Source organism: Phyllobacterium bourgognense, from assembly GCF_003337575.1.
Classification (GTDB): Bacteria; Pseudomonadota; Alphaproteobacteria; order Rhizobiales; family Rhizobiaceae; genus Phyllobacterium; species Phyllobacterium bourgognense.
Genome location: NZ_QPJM01000002.1, coordinates 215,330 through 238,053 on the forward strand (window position 1 = coordinate 215,330; position 22,724 = coordinate 238,053).

At 55.9% G+C, this 22,724-nt stretch carries 21 protein-coding genes; 9 read left to right on the forward strand and 12 right to left on the reverse strand.

Going from position 1 to position 22,724, the window contains the following annotated elements:
- Positions 1 to 2: 2 nt before the first annotated feature.
- Positions 3 to 764: a precorrin-4 C(11)-methyltransferase gene (cobM, locus tag C7476_RS04680; RefSeq protein ID WP_114428740.1), complete on the forward strand. Its 762-nt coding sequence runs from the start codon at positions 3 to 5 to the stop codon at positions 762 to 764.
- On the opposite strand, the gene C7476_RS04685 is transcribed toward cobM, so the two are convergent.
- Positions 756 to 1,502 carry a cobalt-precorrin-6A reductase gene (locus C7476_RS04685; protein ID WP_114428741.1) on the reverse strand — a complete coding sequence of 249 codons (747 nt, stop codon included), beginning with the start codon at positions 1,500 to 1,502 and terminating at the stop codon, positions 756 to 758. The genes cobM and C7476_RS04685 overlap by 9 nt on opposite strands.
- Positions 1,495 to 2,610: a cobalt-precorrin-5B (C(1))-methyltransferase gene (locus tag C7476_RS04690; RefSeq protein WP_114429026.1), complete on the reverse strand. Its 1,116-nt coding sequence runs from the start codon at positions 2,608 to 2,610 to the stop codon at positions 1,495 to 1,497. The genes C7476_RS04685 and C7476_RS04690 overlap by 8 nt, the downstream gene beginning before the upstream one ends.
- A gap of 104 nt (positions 2,611 to 2,714) precedes the next feature.
- On the opposite strand from C7476_RS04690, the gene cobA reads away from it, so the two are divergent.
- From cobA to cbiB, 4 genes are read left to right on the forward strand one after another with little or no spacing between them, the layout of a single operon-like run.
- Positions 2,715 to 3,554: a uroporphyrinogen-III C-methyltransferase gene (gene cobA / locus C7476_RS04695; RefSeq protein WP_114428742.1), complete on the forward strand. Its 840-nt coding sequence runs from the start codon at positions 2,715 to 2,717 to the stop codon at positions 3,552 to 3,554.
- Positions 3,551 to 4,849 (forward strand): cobyrinic acid a,c-diamide synthase CobB, encoded by a 1,299-nt coding sequence (locus C7476_RS04700; RefSeq protein WP_114428743.1) that lies wholly within the window; start codon positions 3,551 to 3,553, stop codon positions 4,847 to 4,849. Before cobA ends, C7476_RS04700 begins: the two co-directional genes overlap by 4 nt.
- Entirely contained in the window at positions 4,849 to 5,862 is a 1,014-nt protein-coding gene (gene cobD, locus C7476_RS04705; protein ID WP_114428744.1) for a threonine-phosphate decarboxylase CobD, read from the forward strand. Before C7476_RS04700 ends, cobD begins: the two co-directional genes overlap by 1 nt.
- 28 nt (positions 5,863 to 5,890) lie before the next feature.
- Complete coding sequence (cbiB, locus tag C7476_RS04710; RefSeq protein WP_114428745.1) at positions 5,891 to 6,871, forward strand: adenosylcobinamide-phosphate synthase CbiB; 981 nt, start codon at positions 5,891 to 5,893, stop codon at positions 6,869 to 6,871.
- Positions 6,872 to 6,877: 6 nt separating this feature from the next.
- Here the strand turns inward: cbiB and C7476_RS04715 are convergent, their stop codons facing one another.
- Genes C7476_RS04715 through C7476_RS04730 form a run of 4 tightly spaced genes read right to left on the reverse strand, consistent with a single transcriptional unit; the run spans position 6,878 to position 11,445 of the window.
- Complete coding sequence (locus C7476_RS04715; protein WP_114429027.1) at positions 6,878 to 7,639, reverse strand: ABC transporter permease; 762 nt, start codon at positions 7,637 to 7,639, stop codon at positions 6,878 to 6,880.
- Between the two features lie 56 nt (positions 7,640 to 7,695).
- Positions 7,696 to 8,643 carry an ABC transporter permease gene (locus C7476_RS04720; RefSeq protein WP_114428746.1) on the reverse strand — a complete coding sequence of 316 codons (948 nt, stop codon included), beginning with the start codon at positions 8,641 to 8,643 and terminating at the stop codon, positions 7,696 to 7,698.
- Between the two features lie 22 nt (positions 8,644 to 8,665).
- Positions 8,666 to 10,147, reverse strand: coding sequence for an ABC transporter substrate-binding protein (locus C7476_RS04725; RefSeq protein WP_114428747.1), 1,482 nt, complete (start codon positions 10,145 to 10,147; stop codon positions 8,666 to 8,668).
- Between the two features lie 26 nt (positions 10,148 to 10,173).
- A complete protein-coding gene (locus tag C7476_RS04730; RefSeq protein ID WP_114428748.1) occupies positions 10,174 to 11,445 on the reverse strand; it encodes an acetylornithine deacetylase/succinyl-diaminopimelate desuccinylase family protein in 1,272 nt (423 codons plus the stop codon).
- 158 nt (positions 11,446 to 11,603) lie between these two features.
- Between C7476_RS04730 and C7476_RS04735 the strand changes: the two genes are divergently transcribed.
- From C7476_RS04735 to C7476_RS04745, 3 genes are read left to right on the forward strand one after another with little or no spacing between them, the layout of a single operon-like run.
- Complete coding sequence (locus C7476_RS04735) at positions 11,604 to 14,459, forward strand: molybdopterin oxidoreductase family protein (protein WP_114428749.1); 2,856 nt, start codon at positions 11,604 to 11,606, stop codon at positions 14,457 to 14,459.
- Complete coding sequence (locus C7476_RS04740) at positions 14,456 to 15,223, forward strand: 4Fe-4S dicluster domain-containing protein (protein WP_114428750.1); 768 nt, start codon at positions 14,456 to 14,458, stop codon at positions 15,221 to 15,223. The genes C7476_RS04735 and C7476_RS04740 overlap by 4 nt, the downstream gene beginning before the upstream one ends.
- A gap of 3 nt (positions 15,224 to 15,226) precedes the next feature.
- Positions 15,227 to 16,132, forward strand: coding sequence for a dimethyl sulfoxide reductase anchor subunit family protein (locus C7476_RS04745; protein WP_114428751.1), 906 nt, complete (start codon positions 15,227 to 15,229; stop codon positions 16,130 to 16,132).
- Here the strand turns inward: C7476_RS04745 and C7476_RS04750 are convergent.
- From C7476_RS04750 to C7476_RS04775, 6 genes are all read right to left on the reverse strand, one after another.
- Positions 16,129 to 17,061: a lipid A biosynthesis lauroyl acyltransferase gene (locus C7476_RS04750; RefSeq protein ID WP_114428752.1), complete on the reverse strand. Its 933-nt coding sequence runs from the start codon at positions 17,059 to 17,061 to the stop codon at positions 16,129 to 16,131. The genes C7476_RS04745 and C7476_RS04750 overlap by 4 nt on opposite strands.
- A gap of 6 nt (positions 17,062 to 17,067) precedes the next feature.
- On the reverse strand, positions 17,068 to 18,096 hold the full coding sequence (locus tag C7476_RS04755) for a zinc-binding dehydrogenase (protein WP_114428753.1): 1,029 nt from the start codon (positions 18,094 to 18,096) through the stop codon (positions 17,068 to 17,070).
- Positions 18,097 to 18,122: 26 nt separating this feature from the next.
- The gene (locus tag C7476_RS04760) at positions 18,123 to 19,400 is read right to left on the reverse strand and encodes a beta-ketoacyl-ACP synthase (RefSeq protein ID WP_114428754.1); all 1,278 of its coding nucleotides are present in this window, start codon (positions 19,398 to 19,400) and stop codon (positions 18,123 to 18,125) included.
- A gap of 11 nt (positions 19,401 to 19,411) precedes the next feature.
- Positions 19,412 to 20,596 carry a beta-ketoacyl-ACP synthase gene (locus C7476_RS04765; protein ID WP_114428755.1) on the reverse strand — a complete coding sequence of 395 codons (1,185 nt, stop codon included), beginning with the start codon at positions 20,594 to 20,596 and terminating at the stop codon, positions 19,412 to 19,414.
- Between the two features lie 45 nt (positions 20,597 to 20,641).
- Positions 20,642 to 20,923, reverse strand: coding sequence for an acyl carrier protein (locus C7476_RS04770; protein WP_008123430.1), 282 nt, complete (start codon positions 20,921 to 20,923; stop codon positions 20,642 to 20,644).
- A 106-nt stretch (positions 20,924 to 21,029) separates the two neighbouring features.
- Entirely contained in the window at positions 21,030 to 21,617 is a 588-nt protein-coding gene (locus C7476_RS04775) for a histidine phosphatase family protein (protein WP_147274612.1), read from the reverse strand.
- Positions 21,618 to 21,716: 99 nt separating this feature from the next.
- On the opposite strand from C7476_RS04775, the gene C7476_RS04780 reads away from it, so the two are divergent.
- Positions 21,717 to 22,673, forward strand: a complete 957-nt coding sequence (locus C7476_RS04780) for an AEC family transporter (RefSeq protein WP_114428757.1) — start codon at positions 21,717 to 21,719, stop codon at positions 22,671 to 22,673.
- Positions 22,674 to 22,724: the final 51 nt, after the last annotated feature.

Below are 22,724 nucleotides of genomic sequence, written 5' to 3' on the forward strand. Positions count from 1 at the left end.
AAATGACGGTCCATTTTATTGGAGCAGGCCCCGGCGCCCCCGACCTTATTACTGTCCGCGGATTAAAACTGATTCAATCCTGTCCAGTCTGTTTGTATGCAGGTTCATTGGTTCCAGTGGAGATGGTCGCGGAAGTGCCCGAAAACGCGCGCGTGGTCGATACATCATCGCTCACGCTCGATGAGATCATTGCGGAGTTCGAGAAGGCCCACGCGGAAGGCAAGGATGTGGCGCGGGTTCATTCCGGCGATCCGTCGATATACGGTGCGGTGGCAGAGCAGATGCGGCGCCTCGATGCTTTGGGTATCCACTATGATGTGACGCCGGGCGTTCCGGCATTTGCGGCCGCTGCTGCCGCCTTGAAAAAAGAACTGACGGTCCCGGAAGTATGTCAAACCATCATCCTGACGCGTACTTCGATAAAATCATCCTCTATGCCGGAAGGCGAAGATCTGGCAACTCTTGCGAAATCGGGTGCGACGTTGGTTATCCACCTTTCGATCCGCAATCTGGCACGTATCGAAACCGAACTTTCCCCGCTCTACGGCGCTGAGTGTCCTGTTATTGTTGCCTATCGCGTGGGCTGGACAGACGAACAATTTATACACGGAACGCTTGCCGATATTGCCGGCAAGGTAAAAATGTCGGGCTTGGATCGTTCAGCGATGATTTTCGTTGGGCGCGGTCTAGCGGCAGATACTTTCCGGGATTCGGCTCTTTATCACGAGGGCCACACGCACTCGCTGCGCAAGCCATCAGGCTGAGCCAAAAAATCTATCAACAAACAGAATGACGCTTTCGATATCGGCCACACTATGGATGCTGGGGCGATGCGGACGATCGATCATGATCACAGGGATACCGAGATCACGCGCCGCCTTGATCTTGGTGTAGGAGGCGGTGCCGCCGGAATTACGGCAGACGATATGTGTGAGGCGTTTCGTCGTCAGGAAAGCAGTTTCGTCATCAACTTTGCCAGGCTTCGACAATTCCAGTTCGAAGTCCACAAGATCAAGCGGCGCTTCAGGCGGATCTATCATTCGCACGACAAAATGTACGTCGCCGCGACTGGAGAACGGTGCGATGTGTTGTCGTCCAAGTGCGAGCAGCACGCGTGCCTTGGCGGGGATGAGGGAAACCGCGTCTTCGAGCGACGTGACGCTTGTCCAATTGTCGCCCGGTTTCGCGTGCCACGCGGGGCGTTCCAACCGGACGAAAGGCGTTTTTGTTGAAGCTGCTGCAAGGATGGCATTGTCAGAGATTTGCGTTGCGAAAGGGTGAGTTGCGTCGATGAGCAAATATATTTCCTGTTTCACGATGTATGCAATAAGGCCCCTCGCACCACCAAAACCGCCGACGCGAACTTCGCCCTTGAGTGTTGCCGGATTGAGCGTGCGTCCCGCCAAAGATGAAATCACGCGGTGACCCTGCGCGGCGAGACGAGACGCGAGTTTTGACGCCTCGGCAGTACCACCCAGAATGAGAATCGGACGATTAGACACGGGAAAGAACTGTACCCTTGCGATCGGTGACGATGACCTCTACTTCAACCGGGGCGCCCTTAAGTGTGGCAAGAGCTGTTTGCCTGGCCAGTGTGGCAATGAGACCGGCGAGATCGATTCCCATAGATTGTGTCAATTCAAGCACTTCCTGCGCAGTGTTGGCATTCAGAATCCGCTCCCTCACACTGGCATCGAGCCCCAGCTTTTCAGCTTCATCAGCAAGAAAAGTCATGCTGACCTGACTGCGGCCGGAATGAAGATCGAGCGCACCCTGTGCCAGTTTTGTCAGCTTGGCAAAGCCGCCGGCGATTGTCAGTCGATCGATTGGATGAACGCGCAGGTATTTCAGCAATCCACCGGCAAAATCACCCATGTCAAGAAGCGCAATCTCCGGCAGATGATAAATGGCTTGCGCCGCATCCTCGGAGGTGGAGCCGGTTGCGGCGAGAACATGCTTGAGGCCTGCTGCACGTGATACATCAATGCCGCGGTGGATCGAATGTATCCAGGCCGCGCAAGAAAAGGGGTGAACGATGCCAGTGGTTCCCAGTATCGAAATACCGCCGACAATGCCAAGACGCGGGTTCCAGGTTTTCTTGGCCAACTCTTCGCCCTCAGGCACAGAGATTGTGATGACGATATCTGCTGGAAGATCATATTGCGCACAGATTTCCTCACAAATCCGGCTCATCATTGCACGCGGTACGGGATTGATGGCGGGTTCTCCGGGCGCGATGGGGAGTCCCGGCAGGGTAACCGTGCCCACGCCTTCGCCTGCGACAAACTGTATGCCGCTTCCGGGCGGGGCGGGAAACACCGTCGAGATTATCGTTGCACCATGCGTTACATCGGGATCATCACCGGCATCTTTGACGATGCCCGCCATTGCATAACCGTCGCCGATCGATTCGATCGCCAGCTGAAAGTGCGGTACTTCTCCTTTAGGCAGGATGATCGCTACGGGATCGGGAAATTCGCCTGTGATCAGCGCGATCAAAGCCGCTTTGGTCGCAGCGGTTGCACAAGCACCCGTAGTCCAGCCTCTGCGCAAGGGCCGGTCGCTCGTCTCGTCGGGTTTCCGCTGTCCTGCATCAGTTTCATCGCTCATGTAGGTCTTATAGACCAGCTTCTGCACCCGTTGCATGATTTTTCCGATAAGGTCATGGTTACGATCAGAAAAATTGTGCTATGCGCAAAAGATCGGAACGAGCGATGAGCGCAATGAATTCGAAGCTGCCAGTTTTTGAAACCGGCCACGTCTGGCTGGTAGGAGCAGGGCCGGGAGATCCTGGCCTACTGACCCTGCATGCTGTCAACGGGCTCGAACAGGCCGATGTCATCGTCTACGACGCTTTAGTCAATGACGATTGCCTTTCTTTCGCTGGTCCTGGGGCAGTGATGGAATATGCGGGCAAACGGGGCGGGAAACCATCTCCGCAACAACGCGATATATCGCTTCGACTGGTCGAACTCGCCAAGTCCGGCAAACGAGTGCTGCGCTTGAAAGGCGGTGACCCTTTCGTCTTTGGAAGAGGCGGTGAGGAAGCGTTGACCTTGGTTGAACATCAAGTGCCATTCCGGATTATCCCCGGCATTACGGCCGGGATTGGTGGTCTTGCCTACGCGGGTATCCCCGTCACTCACCGCGAAACCAACCAAAGTGTTACCTTCCTGACCGGACATGATTCTAACGGCCTCGTTCCCGACTCGATGGACTGGAATAGTATCGCCAAGGGTTCTTCGGTCATCGTGATGTATATGGCAATGAAGCATATCGGACTGATTGCTTCGCGCCTGATTGCTGCTGGTCGCTCCAGGGATGAACCAATCGCCTTTGTCTGCAATGCCACCACGGGCCGTCAGAAGGTACTTGAGACAACACTCGAAAGAGCCGAGGTAGATGTTCAGCAGTCGGGCCTCCGCCCTCCCGCCATCGTGGTGGTGGGACAGGTTGTCCGCTTACGCGCGGCGCTCGACTGGCTCGGCGCGGGAGAAGGTCGTGTGCTTACGCAGGATCCGCTTGGAACCCGCCGGGAAAAGGATGCGGGATGAAAGGCATGATTGTTGCCGCTCCGTCATCTGGCAGCGGCAAGACGACCGTCACGCTTGGATTGTTGCGCGCTCTTCGAAATCTCGGTGTAGAGATAGCGCCAGCAAAAGCGGGGCCAGATTACATCGACCCGGCTTATCACGCGGTGGCGAGCGGTAGCCCTTGCGTCAATCTCGATCCTTGGGCGATGCGGCCGGATTTGATCAGTGCGCTGGCTTCGCGTCATACCGAAGGAAACAAGATGCTCGTGGTCGAAGGTATGATGGGCCTTTTCGATGGTGCCAGCGACGGGCGGGGGTCTGCCGCCGATCTTGCGACACATCTGTCGCTTCCCGTTATTCTTGTAGTCGACTGTGCGCGGCAATCGCATTCGATCGCCGCGCTTGTTAGCGGTTTTCGAGATTTTCGCCGCGACGTCATGATTGCGGGCCTGATCCTTAATAGGGTTGGCAGTGTCCGCCATGAGACCATGCTGCGTTCTGCATTGGAGTCCGTCGGCGTACCGGTTCTCGGTTGCTTGCCGCGTGACCAGGGGTTGCAATTACCGGAACGGCATCTCGGGCTCGTTCAGGCCGGCGAGCATCTCGATCTTGAGGCTTTCATCACGCATGCAGGTCATCTCGTTGCCAACAGGATAGATCTCGAACAGATCCAGAAAATCGCCAATCGCTACGGTCCCGCTGGTTCGATGGCGAATGTTTCCCGCATTCCGCCTCTTGGACAAAGGATCGCTGTTGCGCGTGATAACGCCTTCGCATTTTCCTACTGGCATCTGCTGGACGGTTGGAGGCGGCGCGGGGCCGAGATAAGCTATTTTTCACCGCTTGCGGATGAAGCGCCAGCCGGAGACAGCGATGCGATCTATTTACCTGGAGGTTATCCAGAGCTTCACGCTGGACCCCTCGCCCAAGCATCTAACTTTGCTTCTGGCATCAGGGATGCTGCGACCAATGGTGTTACCATCTATGGCGAATGCGGAGGTTACATGGTGCTGGGTGAGAGCATAGAGGATGCTATGGGCAAGGCACATCCGATGCTTGGGCTACTGCCTGTCGAAACAAGTTTTGCAAAACGAAAGATGCATCTCGGCTATCGCCGCTTAGAACCACTTGCGACGGCTCTGTTTCAGACGGAGGTTACCGGTCATGAATTTCACTATGCCAGTATTGTCCGCGAGGGCGTCGCCGAACGGCTCTTCCGCGTTCGGGACGCACTGGGTGAAGATCTGGGCGAAGCCGGGCTGCGCATCGGATCGGTGAGCGGCTCCTATATGCACATAATTGATTTGGCGGGATAATGCAGATTGAACATGGTGGCGCGCTCGATCGCGCTATGGACCGTTTCGGTGGTCCGCTATCCGACTGGATTGATCTTTCGACCGGTATCAATCCTGAGGTATTTCCATTGCCGTCGATCGGTCTTGAAATCTGGAACCGCTTGCCGGACGAAAAACTGCTCACGTCAACCATTAACGCCGCCCGAAAATATTATGGCGCTGCGGCTGAGGCCGGAATCGTTGCAGCGCCAGGCACACAATCGCTGATTCAGATACTGCCTGATCTTATGGCAACCAAAGGCGACGTTGCGATTGTTGGTCCGACTTACCAGGAACACAGTGCGTCATTCCACAATGCAGGCTGGCGAATTTCGAACTGCTCGAGCATCGATGAAATTCCGCCATCCTCGAAGGTTGCGGTTGTGGTCAATCCGAACAATCCTGACGGACGAATTGTCTCAAGGGAATCTTTGCTTGAACTTGCTGGACGATTGGGGAGCAGAGGTGGCGTCCTGATTGTAGATGAAGCCTTTGCCGATCCCCATCCAGAAGCAAGCATCGCAGACCACGCAGGGATAAGTGGGCTGATTATCCTGAAATCTTTCGGCAAATTCTTCGGCTTGGGAGGGCTGCGATTGGGTTTTGCGTTGACGGCGCATGATGTTGCGGACGCCCTCAAGCTGCGGCTGGGTCCGTGGGCCGTATCGGGTCCCGCCCTAACCGTCGCATCCCATGCGTTCTCCGATGAAATCCTCCTTGCAGGTTTTGCGAAGCGGTTGAGCGCACGTCGTGAGTTGCTTGGACGCGTCCTGGCAGAAGCGGGTCTTTTCCAAGTTGGTGGCACAATGCTGTTTTCATTGGTGGAGTTTGAACAGGTTCAGAAGCTCCACGAAGCATTATGCGAGCACCAGGTACTGACAAGAAAATTTGACTACGCGCCACAATGGTTGCGTTTTGGTCTGCCATTGGATGAGAATGCAGCTGAACGATTGCAGCAACGTCTTCGTACTGCGCTAAGTGTAATATCCCGCTGATTTTTGATTCAACAGGATCGAATTATTCATGGAAATCAATCTATTGATTCTGTTTCTTGCCTTGCTGGCCGATCGAACTTTCGGCGATCCTGATGGGTTGTGGCGGAAAATCCCCCATCCTGTCGTTCTATTTGGCAAAGCGATCGAGCTGGCCGACAAACGGTTCAACAAGGCTAGCGGTTCGGACGATGAAAGACGGCGTGATGGTTTCCTCGTGATGCTGGGTTTGTTGGTGCTGGCAGCGTTCATTGGCTTTCTCGTGCATCTCGCGCTGCAGACGATTCAGCCCTTTGGCGGTCTGATCGAAGCATTGATTGTTGCGATATTTCTGGCGCAGAAGAGCCTCGGCGAACACGTCGAACGTGTCGCGATAGCCTTGCGCGAGGAAGGTATCGTTGGTGCTCGTCGCGCTGTGTCGATGATTGTCGGACGTGACCCCGAAGCCCTCGATGATGCAGCGGTTAGCCGCGCCGCCATCGAAAGTCTTGCTGAAAACACCTCCGACGGCATCATTGCACCGGCGTTTTGGTATGCCCTGCTGGGGCTTCCCGGGCTTTTTGTTTACAAGATGTTAAATACGGCGGATTCGATGATAGGCCATTTGAACGATCGTTACCGTGATTTCGGTCGATTTGCGGCCAAATTCGATGACGTTGCCAACTGGATACCTGCGAGAGTGACAGGCCTTCTGATCTCGGCAGCAGCTTGGGTCGTGCATGGTTATGATGCGGCGCTTCGCTCGTTTGATGTGATGATGCGCGATGCGCGGCTGCATCGCTCGCCCAACGCAGGCTGGCCCGAGGCGGCGATGGCGGGGGCGATCGAAGTGGCACTTGCAGGCCCCCGCATTTACGGCGGCGTGATAGCGAATGAACCGATGCTGAACGGTGCAGGGCGCCGCGATGCCGGAGCCGAGAACATCGAGGACGCGCTTAACATTTTCAGCGTGACAACCGGAATTTTTACAGCCGCAATCCTGGCGCTGTTTCTGCTCGGGTTGCTCTTGTAACGGCTATCACCGAAATCTTGGGTCAAGCACATCGCGCAAACCATCGCCAAGCAAATTAAGCCCGAGGACTGTGATGACAATCGCGAGACCGGGAAACAGGGCCATGTGCGGTGCCAAGCCAATCATAGTCTGGGCTTCGAATAGCATTCTACCCCAGCTCGGCATGGGAGGTTGTGAACCCAGTCCCACATAAGAAAGACCTGCTTCTGCAAGGATGCCCAGGGAAAACTGGATGGTGGCCTGCACGATCAAAAGAGACGCGAGATTTGGCAATATGTGATCACGCGTAATGCGGGCCGGGCTTTTACCAATAGCGCCCGCTGCTATCACAAACTCGCGCGACCACAGGGAGAGGGCGGCGGCACGGGCGACACGCGCAAAAACCGGGATGTTGAAAATGCCGATCGCGATAATTGCGTTAATCGCGCCCGGGCCGAAGACTGCCGTAATCATGACAGCCGAGAGCAATGCCGGAAAGGCGAAGACAAGATCGTTGAAGCGCATCAGAACCTCATCGATGTAGCCACCGCTCGCCGCACCCCACAAACCAAGCGGTACGCCAATGCCAGCGCCAATGGCTACGGAGACAGATGCTACAGCGATGGAATTACGGCTCCCGACCATGATCATCGACAGAATGTCCCGACCAAAATGATCTGTGCCGAGCCAATGCGCTGCGGAGGGCGGTTTTAGCTTGCTTGCGATGTCGAGGGCTGCGACCGGGTAGGGCGTCCAGACAAATGAGGCTAACGCCACCAGCGCGATCATGCCCGTGACGATGAGGCCGACGCAAAATGATCTATTCGCCAGTGCCTTACCGATGTTCACGAACGCCTCCTCAATCGAGGATCTACTGCGGCGTAGGACAGATCGACCAGCAGATTGACGAGGATGAGAGTAGCAATGAGCAGCATGACGACGCCCTCCACCACGATCAGATCCCGCTGGGTGATTGCCTGGAACACCAAACGACCGAGGCCCGGCAGATAGAACACGTTCTCAATGATGATCGTACCCGCAAGCAGGAATGCAAATTGCAAACCAAGAATGGTAAGGACGGGAATAAGAGCATTGCGCAGTGCGTGACGGTATAAAACCTGTCGCCGGCTCAGACCCTTGGCGCGAGCCGTGCGGATATAGTCCTCCCCGAGTACTTCGAGCAGAGCAGAGCGGGTGACGCGGGCAAGGATCGCGGCTTGGGGGAGAGCAAGTGCAATGGACGGCAGGATCAGTGACTTAAGGCTCACACCGAAGCCTGCACTCCAGCCCGGGAAGCCACCGGCCGGTACAAGCCTCAGCGTCACTGCGAATACATAGACTAACAGTAGCGCGAACCAAAAATTTGGTATCGCTACACCCATCTGCGCAACTCCCATGGCTAGCGTATCGGAGAACTCGCCACGTTTTGACGCGGCAAAAATGCCGACAGGAAGTGCGATCAACGTGGATAGTGCCAACGAGATCGCAGCGAGTGGCAATGAAACAGCAACCCGCTCCTTGATGAGGTCAAACACGGGAACCGAATACGTATAGGATTTGCCGAGGTCTCCTGTCAGCAGCCCGCCGAGCCAGCTGAAATATCGTATAGCGAGCGGTTGATTGAGCCCCATCTGCTGTTGCAGGTTATGGACCGCGTCTTCGGTGGCGTTCATTCCCAACATCAGTCGAGCGGGATCGCCCGGCACGATTTCAAGCATCGTAAAAACAACAAGAGATGCGACGAGAAGCGTGAAAATGGCAATCAACGCTCGCTTCGTGGCATAGCTCAACATCGGACGGGCGCGCCGGATCGCATTAGTCCAGCCACTTCACAGCGGTTAAATCATTGGCTTGGATCGGCCCATTTTCCCAAAGTCCTTTGATCTTTGCGTCCCAGATTCCCGTTTTGGGAAGCTGAAACAGGAACGCCGCAGGTACGTCTTTTGCGAGCAATTTTTGCGCCTGCTGGTAAAGTCCGGTGCGTTCGGCGCCATTGGATGTGGCGTCTATTTGTTTGATCAGATCCTTGAAGGCCGGACTGTCATAATTGAAATAATAGTCGTCGCGGGAAAAAATATTCAGGTCGTTCGGCTCGGTATGAGAGACGATCGTCATGTCATAGTCTTTATTCTTGAAGACCTGATCCAGCCATTGCGCCCATTCCACCGGGATAATTTCCGCCTCGATGCCGATTTCACGCAGTTCGGCCGCGATAATTTCACCGCCGCGCCGGGCGTAGGTGGGTGGCGGAAGTTTGAGCGTTGTCTTAAATCCGTCAGGATGACCGGCCTCGGCTATTAGCTTCTTCGCAAGTTCCGGATCATAAGCAGTTTCCGCTGTCAGATCGATATAGGCGGGGTGATGGGGCGGAAAGAATGATCCGATGGGCATCCCAAATCCGAACATAGCCCCATCGATCAAGGACTTCCGATCAATGGCGCGGGCGACGGCTTGACGGACCTTTGGATTATCAAAGGGCGGTTTCTTGTTATTCATGCCGAGAACGGTCTCGCCTTCCGTCGTGCCGATGACAACCTTAAAACGGGGATCAGCCTGGAACTGCGGGATGCTTTCGTAACTCGGAAAAACCGGAAAAGCCTGGACGTCACCCGCCAAGAGCGCCGCCGTTGCGGCAGCCGGATCTGGGATGACCCGGAACGTGGCTTTGTCGAGCAATGCTGGTTTTCCCCAATAATCGGGATTTTTCGCAATGACAATCTGCGAGCCCTTCGCCCAGCTATTGAATTTGAATGGACCGGTTCCAACAGGCTTGTCCTTGTTGGTCCCGGCGCTTTCAGGCGCGACGATGACCGCATCGCCCCAGCCCATATTGTAGAGGAAATCACCGCTCGGCTGTTTCAGGGTGACTCTGACCGTTGACGGATCAACAACGTCGACGGTATCGATGGCTGCAAACAGGCCCTTTTGCGCATTGGTGGATGTATTACCGCGAGCGCGATCGAGCGAAAATTTGACATCATCGGCGTCGAACGCTGTGCCGTCATGAAATTTGACGTCCTTATGCAGCTTGAAGGTGTAGACCTTGCCGTCCTCCGATTGTGTCCAGCTTTCGGCGAGGGCGGGGAGAACGTCTCCCTTTGGGCCAATGCGTGTCAGCCCTTCAAAGATATTCGCATAGACGATCTCGTCGATAGCTGCCGCGGCGCCCGCGGTCGGATCGAGGTGCGGAGGTTCCAAAACGATGCCGAGGACAAGATCGGTCTTCGCGGCATAGGATGCCGAGGACATCACCAAGCTTACTGCCACACCGGCGATGACTAACTTCCATGATTTCATCCAGTAACTCTCCAGCTTTTTGGCAATCAGACCGATCCCGACAGTAGCACCTTTAAGCCGAGCGCCATGACTTTGGCGGACTCGATCATGTCTTCGATGCCAACATATTCATCCGGCCGATGGGCGAGGTCCAGTATGCCCGGGCCGTAGGCTATGCAGTCGTGCAGTAGCCCGATGCGTGCAATATGTTTTTGATCGTAGGTACCGGGTGATATCACGTACTGCGGTTCCCGTCCGAAAACTGAGCGGATTCCCTCGGCAACTGCGATCACGACCGGCGTATCACGCTCGGTCATCAATGGTTGCACTTCCATGATGTCGCGAATGCTGTACTGAAATTTCGGACGCTCCCACTGTAGCCTGTCGAGGATCGAAACGACCTCTCGTTTAACCTCAGAAATGTCTTCCTCGAGCAAGAAACGGCGATCGATAGTCAGGCGGCAACTATCGGGCACGTTAGGTGAGGGCAGTCCTGAATAATCGTCAGTCTGTCCACCATGGATGGAATTGAGATTCATGGTGGATCGCCGCGCACCATCGGGAACCACCGGCATAGAGGTTTGCTTGCTATCCAGGACGGGGAAAAGTTCGTTTTCGAATGCTTCAAGCACCGCTCCCATATGGCGAACGGCGCAATCCCCCAAAAACGGCATCGATCCGTGAGCGATTTCGCCCTTGGTTTCGATTTCTGCCCACCAGACGCCACGATGACCGAGACAGATCCGATCCTTGTTGAGCGGTTCGGGAATGATGACGTGATCGACGCGGGGCTTCGAGAAGAAGCCCTTGCTGGCAAGATAGGCAACACCACCGAAGCCACCGGATTCCTCATCTACCGTACCAGATATTTCTATGGCGCCCGCGAAGTCTGGATAAACGTCGATAAATGCTTCCGCTGCAATGATTGAGGCGGCGAGACCTCCCTTCATGTCACAGGCGCCGCGGCCGTAAACCTTGCCGTCCTTAACGATGCCTTCGAAGGGGTCAACGGTCCAGCCTTCACCGGTTTCCACGACGTCGATATGGGAATTGAAGTGCACGACCTCGCCATGGGTGCGACCGTCAAAGCGGCCGACGACATTGGTGCGCGGGTAGCGATCCGTATCGCCCGGCGCGCCTTCACCCCGAATCAATTGCGTTTCGAAGCCGATCGATTGCAACCGCTTCGCGAGAAATTCCGCGCAGGGCGTATACGCCTCGCCGGGCGGATTGATAGTAGGGAAACGGATGAGATCGCGCGTCAGTGCGATCAGGTCATCACGCCGTTTCTCAATGGCACGGGAAAGCTTGTCATCCATGCCTTATCAAATCAGCACCACTCCCGATTTGGCAAGTAGCAACTTCTTGTCTGTCCGTCATGCCGCTTTCCGGGTGGGATGTCGCTTGTGTGTTTGGTGGTTTGGAATTGTTCTTATAAAACGATTCTGAAAGAATATAATCCGCGGGGATATCGAGAATGAATTCAGAACCAGTCCTTGCTTTATCAGAGCCGGTTGGTGATGAGATTCGGAAAACGACCTGCTATATGTGCGCCTGCCGTTGTGGCATCGATGTCCATCTGAAAGACGGCAAAATCCGCTATATCGAGGGCAACCGCGACCACCCGATCAACAAGGGGGTTTTGTGTGCCAAAGGATCAGCGGGAATTATGCAGCACTATTCGCCAGCACGTTTGCGCGCACCGCTGTTACGAACAGGACCGCGCGGTTCAGGCGAATTCAAAGAAATCAGCTGGGAAGAAGCGTTGGCGTTGGCTGTCGATTGGCTGCAGCCGCTGCGGGAAACCGCGCCGCAGAAGCTCGCTTTCTTCACGGGCCGCGATCAAAGCCAGGCTCTGACCAGCTTTTGGGCGCAAAATTTCGGCACACCGAACTATGCTGCACATGGCGGGTTTTGTTCCGTCAACATGGCAGCCGCAGGGATTTATACCATCGGTGGCGCGTTCTGGGAGTTTGGAGCGCCCGATTGGGACAAGACCAAGCTCTTCGTGTTGTTCGGCGTGGCAGAGGATCATGATTCCAACCCGATCAAGATCGGGATTTCCAAACTCAAGAAGCGTGGAGCGCGTTTTGTTTCGGTGAATCCGGTGCGGACCGGCTATTCGGCTATCGCTGATAACTGGATCGGCATTCGGCCAGGTACTGATGGACTGCTCATTCTGGCGGTCATTCATGAACTTTTTCGCACCGGCAAGATCGATCTCGATTATCTCCAGCGCTACACCAATGCCCCGTGGCTGTTGATCGATGATGAGGGCAAGGAAGACCATGGGCTTTTCCTGCGCGACGATCTTGGCAAGGCTTTGGTGCGTGACCGGAGGTCGGGTGCGGTTGTCCGGTTCGATGAACCGGGTCACGTCGCGGATGTCAATGCTGACTTCGTTACACAAGATGGCCGGAAGGTGCGCAGCGTCTTGCGTCTGATGGCTGAGAAGTATCTCGATCCGAAGTATGCACCCGATGCGGTCGCGGAGGAGACCGGGATCGGGGCGAGTACCATCCGTGGGCTGGCTTCGGAAATCGCCCGCGTCGCTTTTGAGGAAGAGATCGTCCTCCAACAACCGTGGACCGACATGAAAGGCGAACAGCATGAATTCATGGTCGGACGGCCGGTGAGCTTCCATGCCATGCGCGGCATCTCCGCTCATTCGAATGGATTTCAGTCGGCGCGTGCGTTGCATATTTTACAAACGATCATCGGCTCCATCGACTGCCCGGGCGGCCATCGGTACAAGCCTCCTTATCCCAAACCGGTGACGGCTCACCCGAGACCACATGGCAGAGCGGAACATGTGAAGCCCGGCCAACCGCTTGCGGGGCCGCATCTCGGCTATCCACTTGGACCTGAAGACCTGTTGGTAGATGGCGAAGGCAAGCCGCAGCGGATCGACAAGGCGTTCTCATGGGAAGCGCCGCTCTCGGCTCACGGGATGATGCATATGGCTATCGCCAATGCGTGCGCTGGCGATCCTTATTCTGTCGACGTACTGTTCCTGTATATGGCCAATATGGCGTGGAACTCGTCGATGAACACGCGTGGCACGATCAAGATGCTTGAGGAGCGCGACGACAACACCGGTGAATACAGGATCCCGAAGATCATCTATTCGGACGCCTATTCATCCGAAATGGTAGCCTATGCCGACCTTGTTTTGCCAGACACGACCTATCTGGAGCGTTACGACTGCATCTCGCTGCTCGACCGGCCAATTTCCGAACCTGATGCCGCCTGCGACGCGATTCGCTGGCCCGTATTGGAGCCTGACAGGGATGTACGCGGGTTTCAGTCCGTACTGATTGATCTTGGTGCACGGTTGAAGCTGCCGGGCTTCATCGATGACAATGGAGCGGCTCTATATAAGGACTATGCCGACTATATCGTAAACCACGAACGCAAGCCTGGAATTGGACCGCTGTCCGGATGGCGTGGCGCGGACGCCGTGGATGAGGGCAGGGGCGCACCCAACAAAGATCAGCTGAAGGATTACATTGACCACGGTGCGTTCTGGATGAAGCACATTCCCGATGAAGGACTGTATTTCAAGCATCACAATGCCGCTTATCAACAGTTCGCCATCGACATGGGTTTCTTCGATGCGCCGCAACCGGTCACGCTTCAGCTTTATGTCGAGACGCTGCAGAAGTTCCGGCTGTCGGCGATGGGTGTCCGGCAACCGTTCGCGCCTGAACAATATCGCAAACGCCTGCTCGATTGTTTCGATCCGCTACCGGACTGGTACCGGCCCTTGGAAGAACAGGGCGTCGATATCGCGGAGTTCCCCTATCATGCGATCACACAGCGGCCGATGGCGATGTATCACTCCTGGGGCTCGCAGAATGCATGGCTGCGACAGATACACACGAAAAATCCATTGTATGTCCCTGGTACGATTTGCGACGAGCAAGGGTTGAAAGATGGCGATTGGGTTTGGGTCATTTCGCATCATGGCCGGATCAAAGGCGAAATTGCGCGGACCGATGCGGTGAATGGCAAAACAATGTGGACATGGAATGCGATCGGCAAACGCAAGGGCGCTTGGGCACTTGATCCGCACGCGCCCGAAGCAACCAAGGGATTCCTCCTCAACCATCTTATTCATGAACTTCTCCCACCGAAAGCTGATGGGATGCGCTGGTCGAATTCCGATCCGATCACCGGGCAGGCCGCCTGGTATGATTTGCGCGTGCGGATTGAAAAGGCCGAGGCTGGGGTGGAGATCAGCGAACCGTATTTCGCTGCAATCAAACGGCCCGGCAGCCAATCGCAACCGGTCGATGAACTGCGTTACGGGCAGGAATGGTCTCCAAAATGACCAGCCTTCCGCAAAATCGTACCGCGAAAAAACTCGGGCTGGTGATCGATCTTGATGTGTGCGTCGGCTGTCATGCCTGCGTGATCAGCTGCAAGGAGTGGAACACCGGCGGCTATGGCAGTGCGTTGTCGGACCAGCATCCCTATGGCGAGGACGTTTCGGGTACGTTTCTCAACCGCATCCACAGTTTTGAAGTCACGCCAGAAGGCGGACAAATTATCGGTGAAGCTGGCGACGCCCGCGTTGTGCACTTTCCAAAGTCCTGTTTGCATTGCGAAGACGCGCCGTGTGTCACGGTCTGCCCGACTGGAGCGTCTTACAAGCGTGCCGAGGACGGCATCGTGCTGGTGGATGAGGACAAGTGCATCGGATGCGGACTCTGCGCCTGGGCCTGTGCCTATGGTGCGCGGGAAATGGATATTGCTGCCGGCGTGATGAAGAAGTGCACACTGTGCGTCGACCGCGTTTACAATGAGACACTGAAGCAAGAAGACCGCGTGCCTTCCTGTGTCAGGACTTGTCCGGTCAACGCCCGGCATTTTGGCGACCTTGGCGATCCGAATTCCGATGTGGCCATCATGGTGGTCGAACGCGGTGGTTTCGATCTTATGCCGGAGCAGGAAACACGGCCCACCAACAAATATCTCCCGCCGCGCCCTCGCACGTCCCTAAGCGATAGCGCGCCAATTATTCCGCTCGCCGAGAATACCGAAGGCGCACGCGGATTTTTCGCTTGGCTCGACAAGACGCTGGACCGGATCTAAACGATGCATCCAGCGTATTCGATTATTGTTTTCACGACGCTGTCAGGTCTGGGCTACGGACTTGCGGTCGTGCTGGGGCTCGGATTTCTGGATCCATCGCTGCTAATGACCAAGCTTGCCTATTTGACTTCGCTGGCACTGATCAGCATTGGACTGGCAGCCTCACTCCTGCATCTCGGCAACGCGCAACGTACATGGCGGGCCTTGAGCCAATGGCGCTCCAGCTGGTTGTCACGCGAGGGTGTGATGGCAATCGCCACGTTTGTCCCCCTGACGCTGAGTGCGACGCTCGCGATTTTCGCCGACAGACATGATGTGATTTTGGGGTTTATCACTGTGTTTGGTGCGTTGGTGACCGTCTATTGCACGTCGATGATCTATGCCTCGCTCAAGACAGTGAACTCGTGGCATACGAAACTGACACCACTGTGCTTCCTGTTGTTTTCGCTAGCCGGCGGGTTCTTGTTCGCAAGCGCCTTCCTAGGTGGAAATGGGTTGGTCGCGGAATTGCTGGCGCTTCTATTCGTCCTCCTGGCGTTGGTCACCAAGATGGTTTGGCGCAATCGGGCCACTACGCTCTTACCCATTTCGACGCCGGAAACGGCAACCGGTCTTGGCTTCATCGGCAAGGTCCGGCTGTTTGAGCGCCCGCACGCGCTCGACAATTATTTGACGCGAGAAATGGGCTTTCGCGTTGCCCGTAAACACGCCGCAAAGCTGTGGGTGATCGCCTTCGTTTTTGGTGTGGTCCTGCCTATTCTGGCGCTTTTGCTGGCTCTGGCGATTGGCGGCGGGCCGGCCGCGCAGATTGCGCTTGTTCTCGGCGTCGTAGCATATGCGCTGGGGATTTTTGTCGAGCGCTGGTTGTTTTTCGCCGAAGCCAAACATGCAGTGATGAATTACTACTAATTGTTCCAGCGCTTGTGGAACCACATCCACTGGCCGGGGTATTCTCGCACCCAAGTCTCGACCTTGTCGTTCAGAGCCTGGACAGTTGCGGCGAGGTCCACAGCTCCTTTGTCATCGCGCGGTATGGTCATCTTCTCTTCTAGCTCCAGCCGAAACCGGCCACCGGGCAGACGCACACAGCGCGCCGGATAGACATCGCACTCGTATTGCCTCACGAGTTTCGCGAGAAGTGGATTGGTTTTGCAAGGGCGGTTGAAGAACGTCGAAGGGATGCCGCGTTTGAATTTTTGATCGACCAGCATGCCGACATTGCCATTGTTGTTGAGCACAGTGGCGAGCGACCAAGCTGCGCCGGCCTTCGATGGGACGAGATGCCCCATGTTGGTGCGGCGCGCCCCAAGGATCTTCTTGGCAACGTAGGGGTTGTTCGGTGGGCGAAAGAGGGCCGTGACATTCAGGTCGAATGTCGCCGCGCAGATCGGCAATAGCTCGAAATTGCCCGTATGACCTGTGAAAAATATGTGCGGACGATCCTTCTCGTCGCGAATGCGCTCGAAGATCTCCCGGCCCTGAACCTCGACCAGTCCGGGCGTGTCGCTGTGCGGATCGAAATCGAAGATCGCATCCAGGAAAACATATTCGGCCGTGAGCCGTGCCATGTTGCCCCACATATCACGCGCAATCTGCTGTAGTTCCTCTTCGGGTTTCTCCGGGTAGGCTTTGTGCAGGTTGGTCATCGCAATGCGATGGCGGCCCATCAGGGGACCAATTCTACGTGCTGCGGCATCAGTAAAATCCATAGCCGCCTTCGCAGGCAGCATACGGAGCAATTTGAGGATACCGAAAATGACAAATGCCGACAGCCAGTAGTTGAATTTCTTCAACCGCTGGCTCCAGCGGAATAGCGCTAGCTTTGTATCGAGCTTCATTCTGGATCAGTTTACGCGCAGGATGATCTTACCGAAGACGTCCCGGCCCTCCATCCGCTTCAATGCCGTATCGATGTCATCGAAGCCGACTTCGGTGTCGATGACTGGATGGACAAGGCCGCGCGCCATCTTCTGCATGGCGTCCGCCATGTTTTCCATGCGGCACCCGAATGAGCCGAGCAGCTTCAATTGCTGCTGAAACAGCATCATCAGGTTCATGCTGGTTGAAACTCCGGAGGTCGAACCGCAGGTGACCAGCCGGCCACCGCGGCGCAACGACAGCATGGAACCCGCCCACGTATCGGCCCCGACATGCTCGAAGACCACATCAACGCCCTTCTTCTTTGTCAACTTGCGCACGACTCCCTCGAAGCGGTCCTCGCGGTAATTGATGACGTGATCTGCGCCCAGCGCCTTGGCCTTCTCAATCTTGTTATCCGAGCCTACGGTCGTAATGACAACACAGCCCATCTTCTTGGCAAGCTGGATTGCCGCCGAGCCAATACCAGAACCGCCGGCATGGACAAGGATCGTTTCGCCCGGTTCGAGCTTGGCATTGTCAAAAAGCATGTGCTCGACTGTTCCGAACGTGACGGGAGCGACGGCCGCGCCGATTTCATCGACGCCGGGAGGAGCCGGGACAAGCAAACGGGCCTTGAGGTTGACTTTCTCCTGGGCGAAACCATCGAGATGGAAGCCATGCACACCGGAGACATGTTCGCAAAGATTGTCACGACCTTCACGGCAGGGACGGCACAATCCGCACGTCTGCGCACCATAGATCGAGACGAGCTGGCCGGGCAACAGGCTGCCGACGCCCGCGCCGATCGCATCGACAACGCCCGAAGCTTCAGCGCCGATCGTCAACGGCATCTTGCGCTTGGCAAAAGCCATGCCGCGCCAGCCCCAGACATCAATGTGATTGAGTGCAACAGCTTTGATGCTGACGGTGACCTCACCGGGACCGGGTGCAGGCGGGGGCGCAACATCGACGATCTCGAGCTTGCGGTCTTCAATCAATTGTAGTGCACGCATATCCGTTTCCTTATTCAGGCCACGGATTAGTTCGGTTCTGCCGTCATGACAAGACACGTATTTTGTCCGCCGAAGCCGAATGAGCTGGAAAGCACCGACGAGACGCTTGCTTCGCGCTTAACGTTGGGGACGACATCCATGACAATTGCCGGATCAGGATTGTCATAGTTGATCGTTGGCGGGATCGTACCGGTCTGAATGGTCAGTACAGAGAATACGGCTTCGATCGCGCCGGCAGCCGTCAAGGTATGGCCGATCATCGACTTGTTAGACGACACCGGCAACGACGAAATGCGGTCGCCGAAAACGGTCGACAACGCCAGATATTCCATCTTGTCATTTTCTGGCGTCGACGTTCCATGGGCGTTGATGTAGTCGATTGCGCCTTCTTCAATACCTGCATCTTCAAGGGACGCGCGCACCGCACCAATGGCGGGCGAACCGTCGGGCTTCGAACGGGTACGATGGAAGTCATCGGCCTTTTCGCCGCAACCACGCATGATGCCAAGAACATTTGCACCGCGTGCGACGGCCGATTCGAGCGATTCCATCACCATAGCGCCGGAGCCTTCTGCCATGACAAACCCATCTCGATCTTTCGAGAAGGGTTTTGCGGCCTTATGGGCCGGTTCGTTATGTGTGGAAAGCGCAGAGAGCAGCGAAAACCGGATCAGTGCCTCGGCGGAAACCGAACCATCGGTGCCGATCGACAGCACCCTGTCGCTTTCGCCGCGACGGATAGCTTCTACGCCCAACTGAATGGCAGTCGCACCAGAAGCACAGGCTGTGGACAAAGTGATCGGTAAACCACGCGTGCCGAACTTATCGGCCAGAACCTCAGCGATATAGCCGAATTCCGCTGTGTTGAACATGTCTTCCTGCGGACCGCGGCGGCATGCGGCGAGCAGCAAATCATAGCCAGGTTCGCCCTCAGACTTGACCAACGCGTCCAAGGCAAAGCGATTGCGCCATTCGAGCTCAACCGGCGGGGCAGCCAGGAATAGCGGGCCGCCGAAGTCATCAACTGGAAAACCAGCTTGCGCTACAGCTTCTTCCGCTGCAAGCGAAGCCAGCTTCTGCGACAGTGCCGAAGCGCCTTTGGTGCTTTCTTCAAGAAAATCGACAGTCCCGGCGATCTGCGTTCGAAGATTGTCCAGGGCGAACCGCGTAATCGTGTGGATACCGGACGTGCCGGAAGTCAGCGCAGCCCAGTTCTCTTCCTTACCTTGCCCGAGGGATGAGACAACGCCTAGGCCGGTTATGGCGACAAGGGGGCGGCCGAGATGATCAGTGTATTTGGACATGGAAATATCCCTTAAACTTTGACCAGGCGGGCAACGCCTTCGCTGCGAGTCCCGCCAATGGACGTTGCGAGCGCGGTATTGACACTGGACGGTCCGGCTTTCTCATTCTTCGCGTCCACAGGCGGGAACGCAGATCCATTGAAGACGCTTAGTGCAGCCAGAGCAACAACCAGTGGGAATTGTGCTTCGCGCAGATGGCCGAGTTTGCCCGCGACGCCGCGCACCGCCGAACTCGAGAATGTATCGAACGCCGCTTTCTCTACCGCGGTTACGTGTTTAGCCCCGCTGGCGCCCGAAATGATCAGATCTGCTGCTTTGTCTGCACTGGCCGCACCGATCAGCTTGGCTACGGTTTGGGTTAAATCATCGCGGCTGCGTCGAATTTGCGCGCTGTAGATCCCATCGATAGCAGCATACACTCGCGCACCGCGTTTTTGTGCGTGTTCCGCACTTTCCAGAACCAGGAACGCACCGCCAGATCCGGTAACGATCCCGCCTCCCTCGCTGTCTTCTCGTTGCCAAAGCGGCGCCCAACCGTCACGCTTGAGCATCCCGTTTAATTCGTAGCCCAACAACATGTCTGGATGCTGGGAATTGTACGAACCACCAACAAGCGCATGTGTACTCTGTCCGGAGCGAATGCGAGCTACAGCTGTATCGATTGCCGAGATACCCGACCCTTCTTCACCCATGAATGTACGCGAAGAGCCGGTAACTTTATGAACAATAGAGATATTTCCAGCAAGCAGGTTCGAAAGCTGTGCCAGAAACAAGGTTGGGCGCAGCTCGGTCGTGAGCTTCTCGTTTAGCATCGTTCCGATATCATTGCGTACACGCGCTTCGGCAAGGATTTGCGTGTCTACCGAGACGTCGCGTTCTCCACCGCCTGCCGCCACCACCATATCCATACTAGCACAAAGCGACTCGTCGTCTTTTATGCCTGCATCCTGCAGCGCGAGGCCAGCTGTGTAGGTCCCTATACGCTGCCACGTCTCCATCTGCCGCTGGTCGCCGCGCTTCGGTATCTGGTTGTTCCAGTCGACTTCGACGAGCGGATGAACGGCATACGGCTTGAATGTTTCGCTGTCGATGCGAGGTTCGAGCCCATCATTGAACGCTTTCCAATGGGCGTCGACGCCTTCGCCAAGTGATGAAATCAGTCCGATACCAGTAATAACGACGGTGTTGTTCTGCATTGTCTCGCAACACCGTTTGTACGGTGTACCCGGTTAGCTGGGAAATCAGGCCTTCTTGGCGGCGACGAGTTCGTCGATCTTGGCGCACAGGTTTTTCAACACGAAATATTCTTCGGTCGGAACCTTGCCGTCATTGACTTCCTGCGTCCACTGTTCAAGCGGGATCTTGATACCGAAGGCCTTGTCGATCGCAAAAACGATATCGAGGAAATCAAGGCTATCGATGCCCAGATCGTCAATTGTGTGACTTTCCGGCGTAATGGAGTCGCGATCGATCTCGCTGGTTTCGGCAATGATGTCGGCGACCTTGTCGAATGTATCGGACAATTGATTTTCCTTTGCTTATCGTGCCTCAGGCAAGGGCACTGATGTAGAATGAAGCCGGTATCTAGCGTTTTTCATGCCTCAGGGAAAGACCAAAGCTGCGCTGTGATTAGTCGAATATGATTCTTCCTGCGATATGGAGGTTTTCACCGTCCTCTGCTTTGGAAACAACGACCGCCTCTGTCGGACGCGGTGTAACGCCGGTCAGAGCGATGATATTGGCGCGATCAGTCATCATTACCAGGTTACCCAAGCCCTTGAATGCAACGATCGTCGCACGCATCTGTTCGATCTGTGCTTGTTTGGCAGCTTCGTTCCCAGGCAATGGATCGAGCGGCCTAAAGATTTCGGCGGTGATTGATCCGAACGACAGCCGTGCGGTTTCCCGTGCATTGCAGGTAGAACTTGTGAGAACTTTGTCGATTCGCACCCCGCGTGCGGCAAAACGGGCTCCAAGTTTTTGCGCCAGCTGCCGTCCTCGGTCGGAAAGCGTTTGCGTGACCGAACAATCGGCCGAGCTGTCGACGGTTGGGCTCAAGGTTCCGGAAGCATCGGCGCCCTGAATGAGAATTGTGTATCCGCCGCGCTGTACTCTTGCCCAGGCAGCATCTGTCGCATATGCGTGCGATACGACGAAAACCAAACTGAACAGCGCATACATAGAAATGGCCCAGGGGCGGAATTGCTTCAACATCATTCTCCTTAGCAGTCGAGATGGGGATTTGCTGAGGAAAAATAAAGCCAGACAACCAGAACGTCTTGCACCGCCGGATTTGCCGGCCTATTGCGGAACGCGATGGGTCTCATTCAAACAATCATCGTCGTTTTTGGTGTGATTGCCATCGCCTATGCAGCGGCGCATTTCAAGTTGCTGGATGAGCGAGTGGGCGATGGACTGTCTGATTTTGTCTTCGTGATCGCCGCACCTTTGCTACTGTTCAGGACAATGGTGACTGCTGATTTCCATGGCACAGCGCCTTGGTCGTTGTGGACCGCCTATTTTATTGGTGTGATCGTCGCTTGGGCGGCATCGGATCTGGCTATCAAGCTGTTCTTTGGGCGAGACAATCGCGCCGGCGTTGTGGCCGGCGTCTCTGGAGCATTTTCCAATCTCGTTTTTCTTGGCATGCCGCTCATGCTTGGGGTCTTCGGCCAGAATGGCTTTGCGATCCTGTCTTTGATCGTCGCCGTCCATATGCCTGTCATGATGGCCGCCTCGATTACGCTGCACGAATTGGCCATGAGAAGGGACGGCGTGTTCAAGGGCGAGAGTCATTGGGTCGCGGTGATCGGATCGTTCTTCAACAGCCTGCTGCGCAACCCGTTTGTGCTGGGCATCCTCGCCGGCTGGCTGTGGCGCCTGCTGGGCTTGCGAATGCCGGACGCAGCCGACGCGTTGATCGAAACCTTGGGTGGAGTGGCAGGGCCCGTCGCGCTGTTCGCCATGGGCATGGGTCTGAAAAAGTTCGGCGTTTCTGGAAATATAGTAGCAGCGGTGCTCATGTCTGGTATCAAACTTGTCCTTATGCCTGCCGTGGTGCTTGGCGCCGCGTGGTTGATCGGTTTACCACCATTTACCGCGAAAATCGCGGTGGTTGCCGCCGCGCTGCCGGCTGGCGTCAATTCCTACTTGATTGCCACACGCTTTGGCACGGGTCAGGCACTCGCCTCCAATTCCATGGTGATGGCGACTGCTCTTTCGGCGCTGACACTGACGTTCTGGGTTTACGTCGCCACGCAGATATTTGGTTGACGGAACCCCGTTGCAGCTTTTGCCAAAAAGGAGCAGGGTAGTCGCACGCCT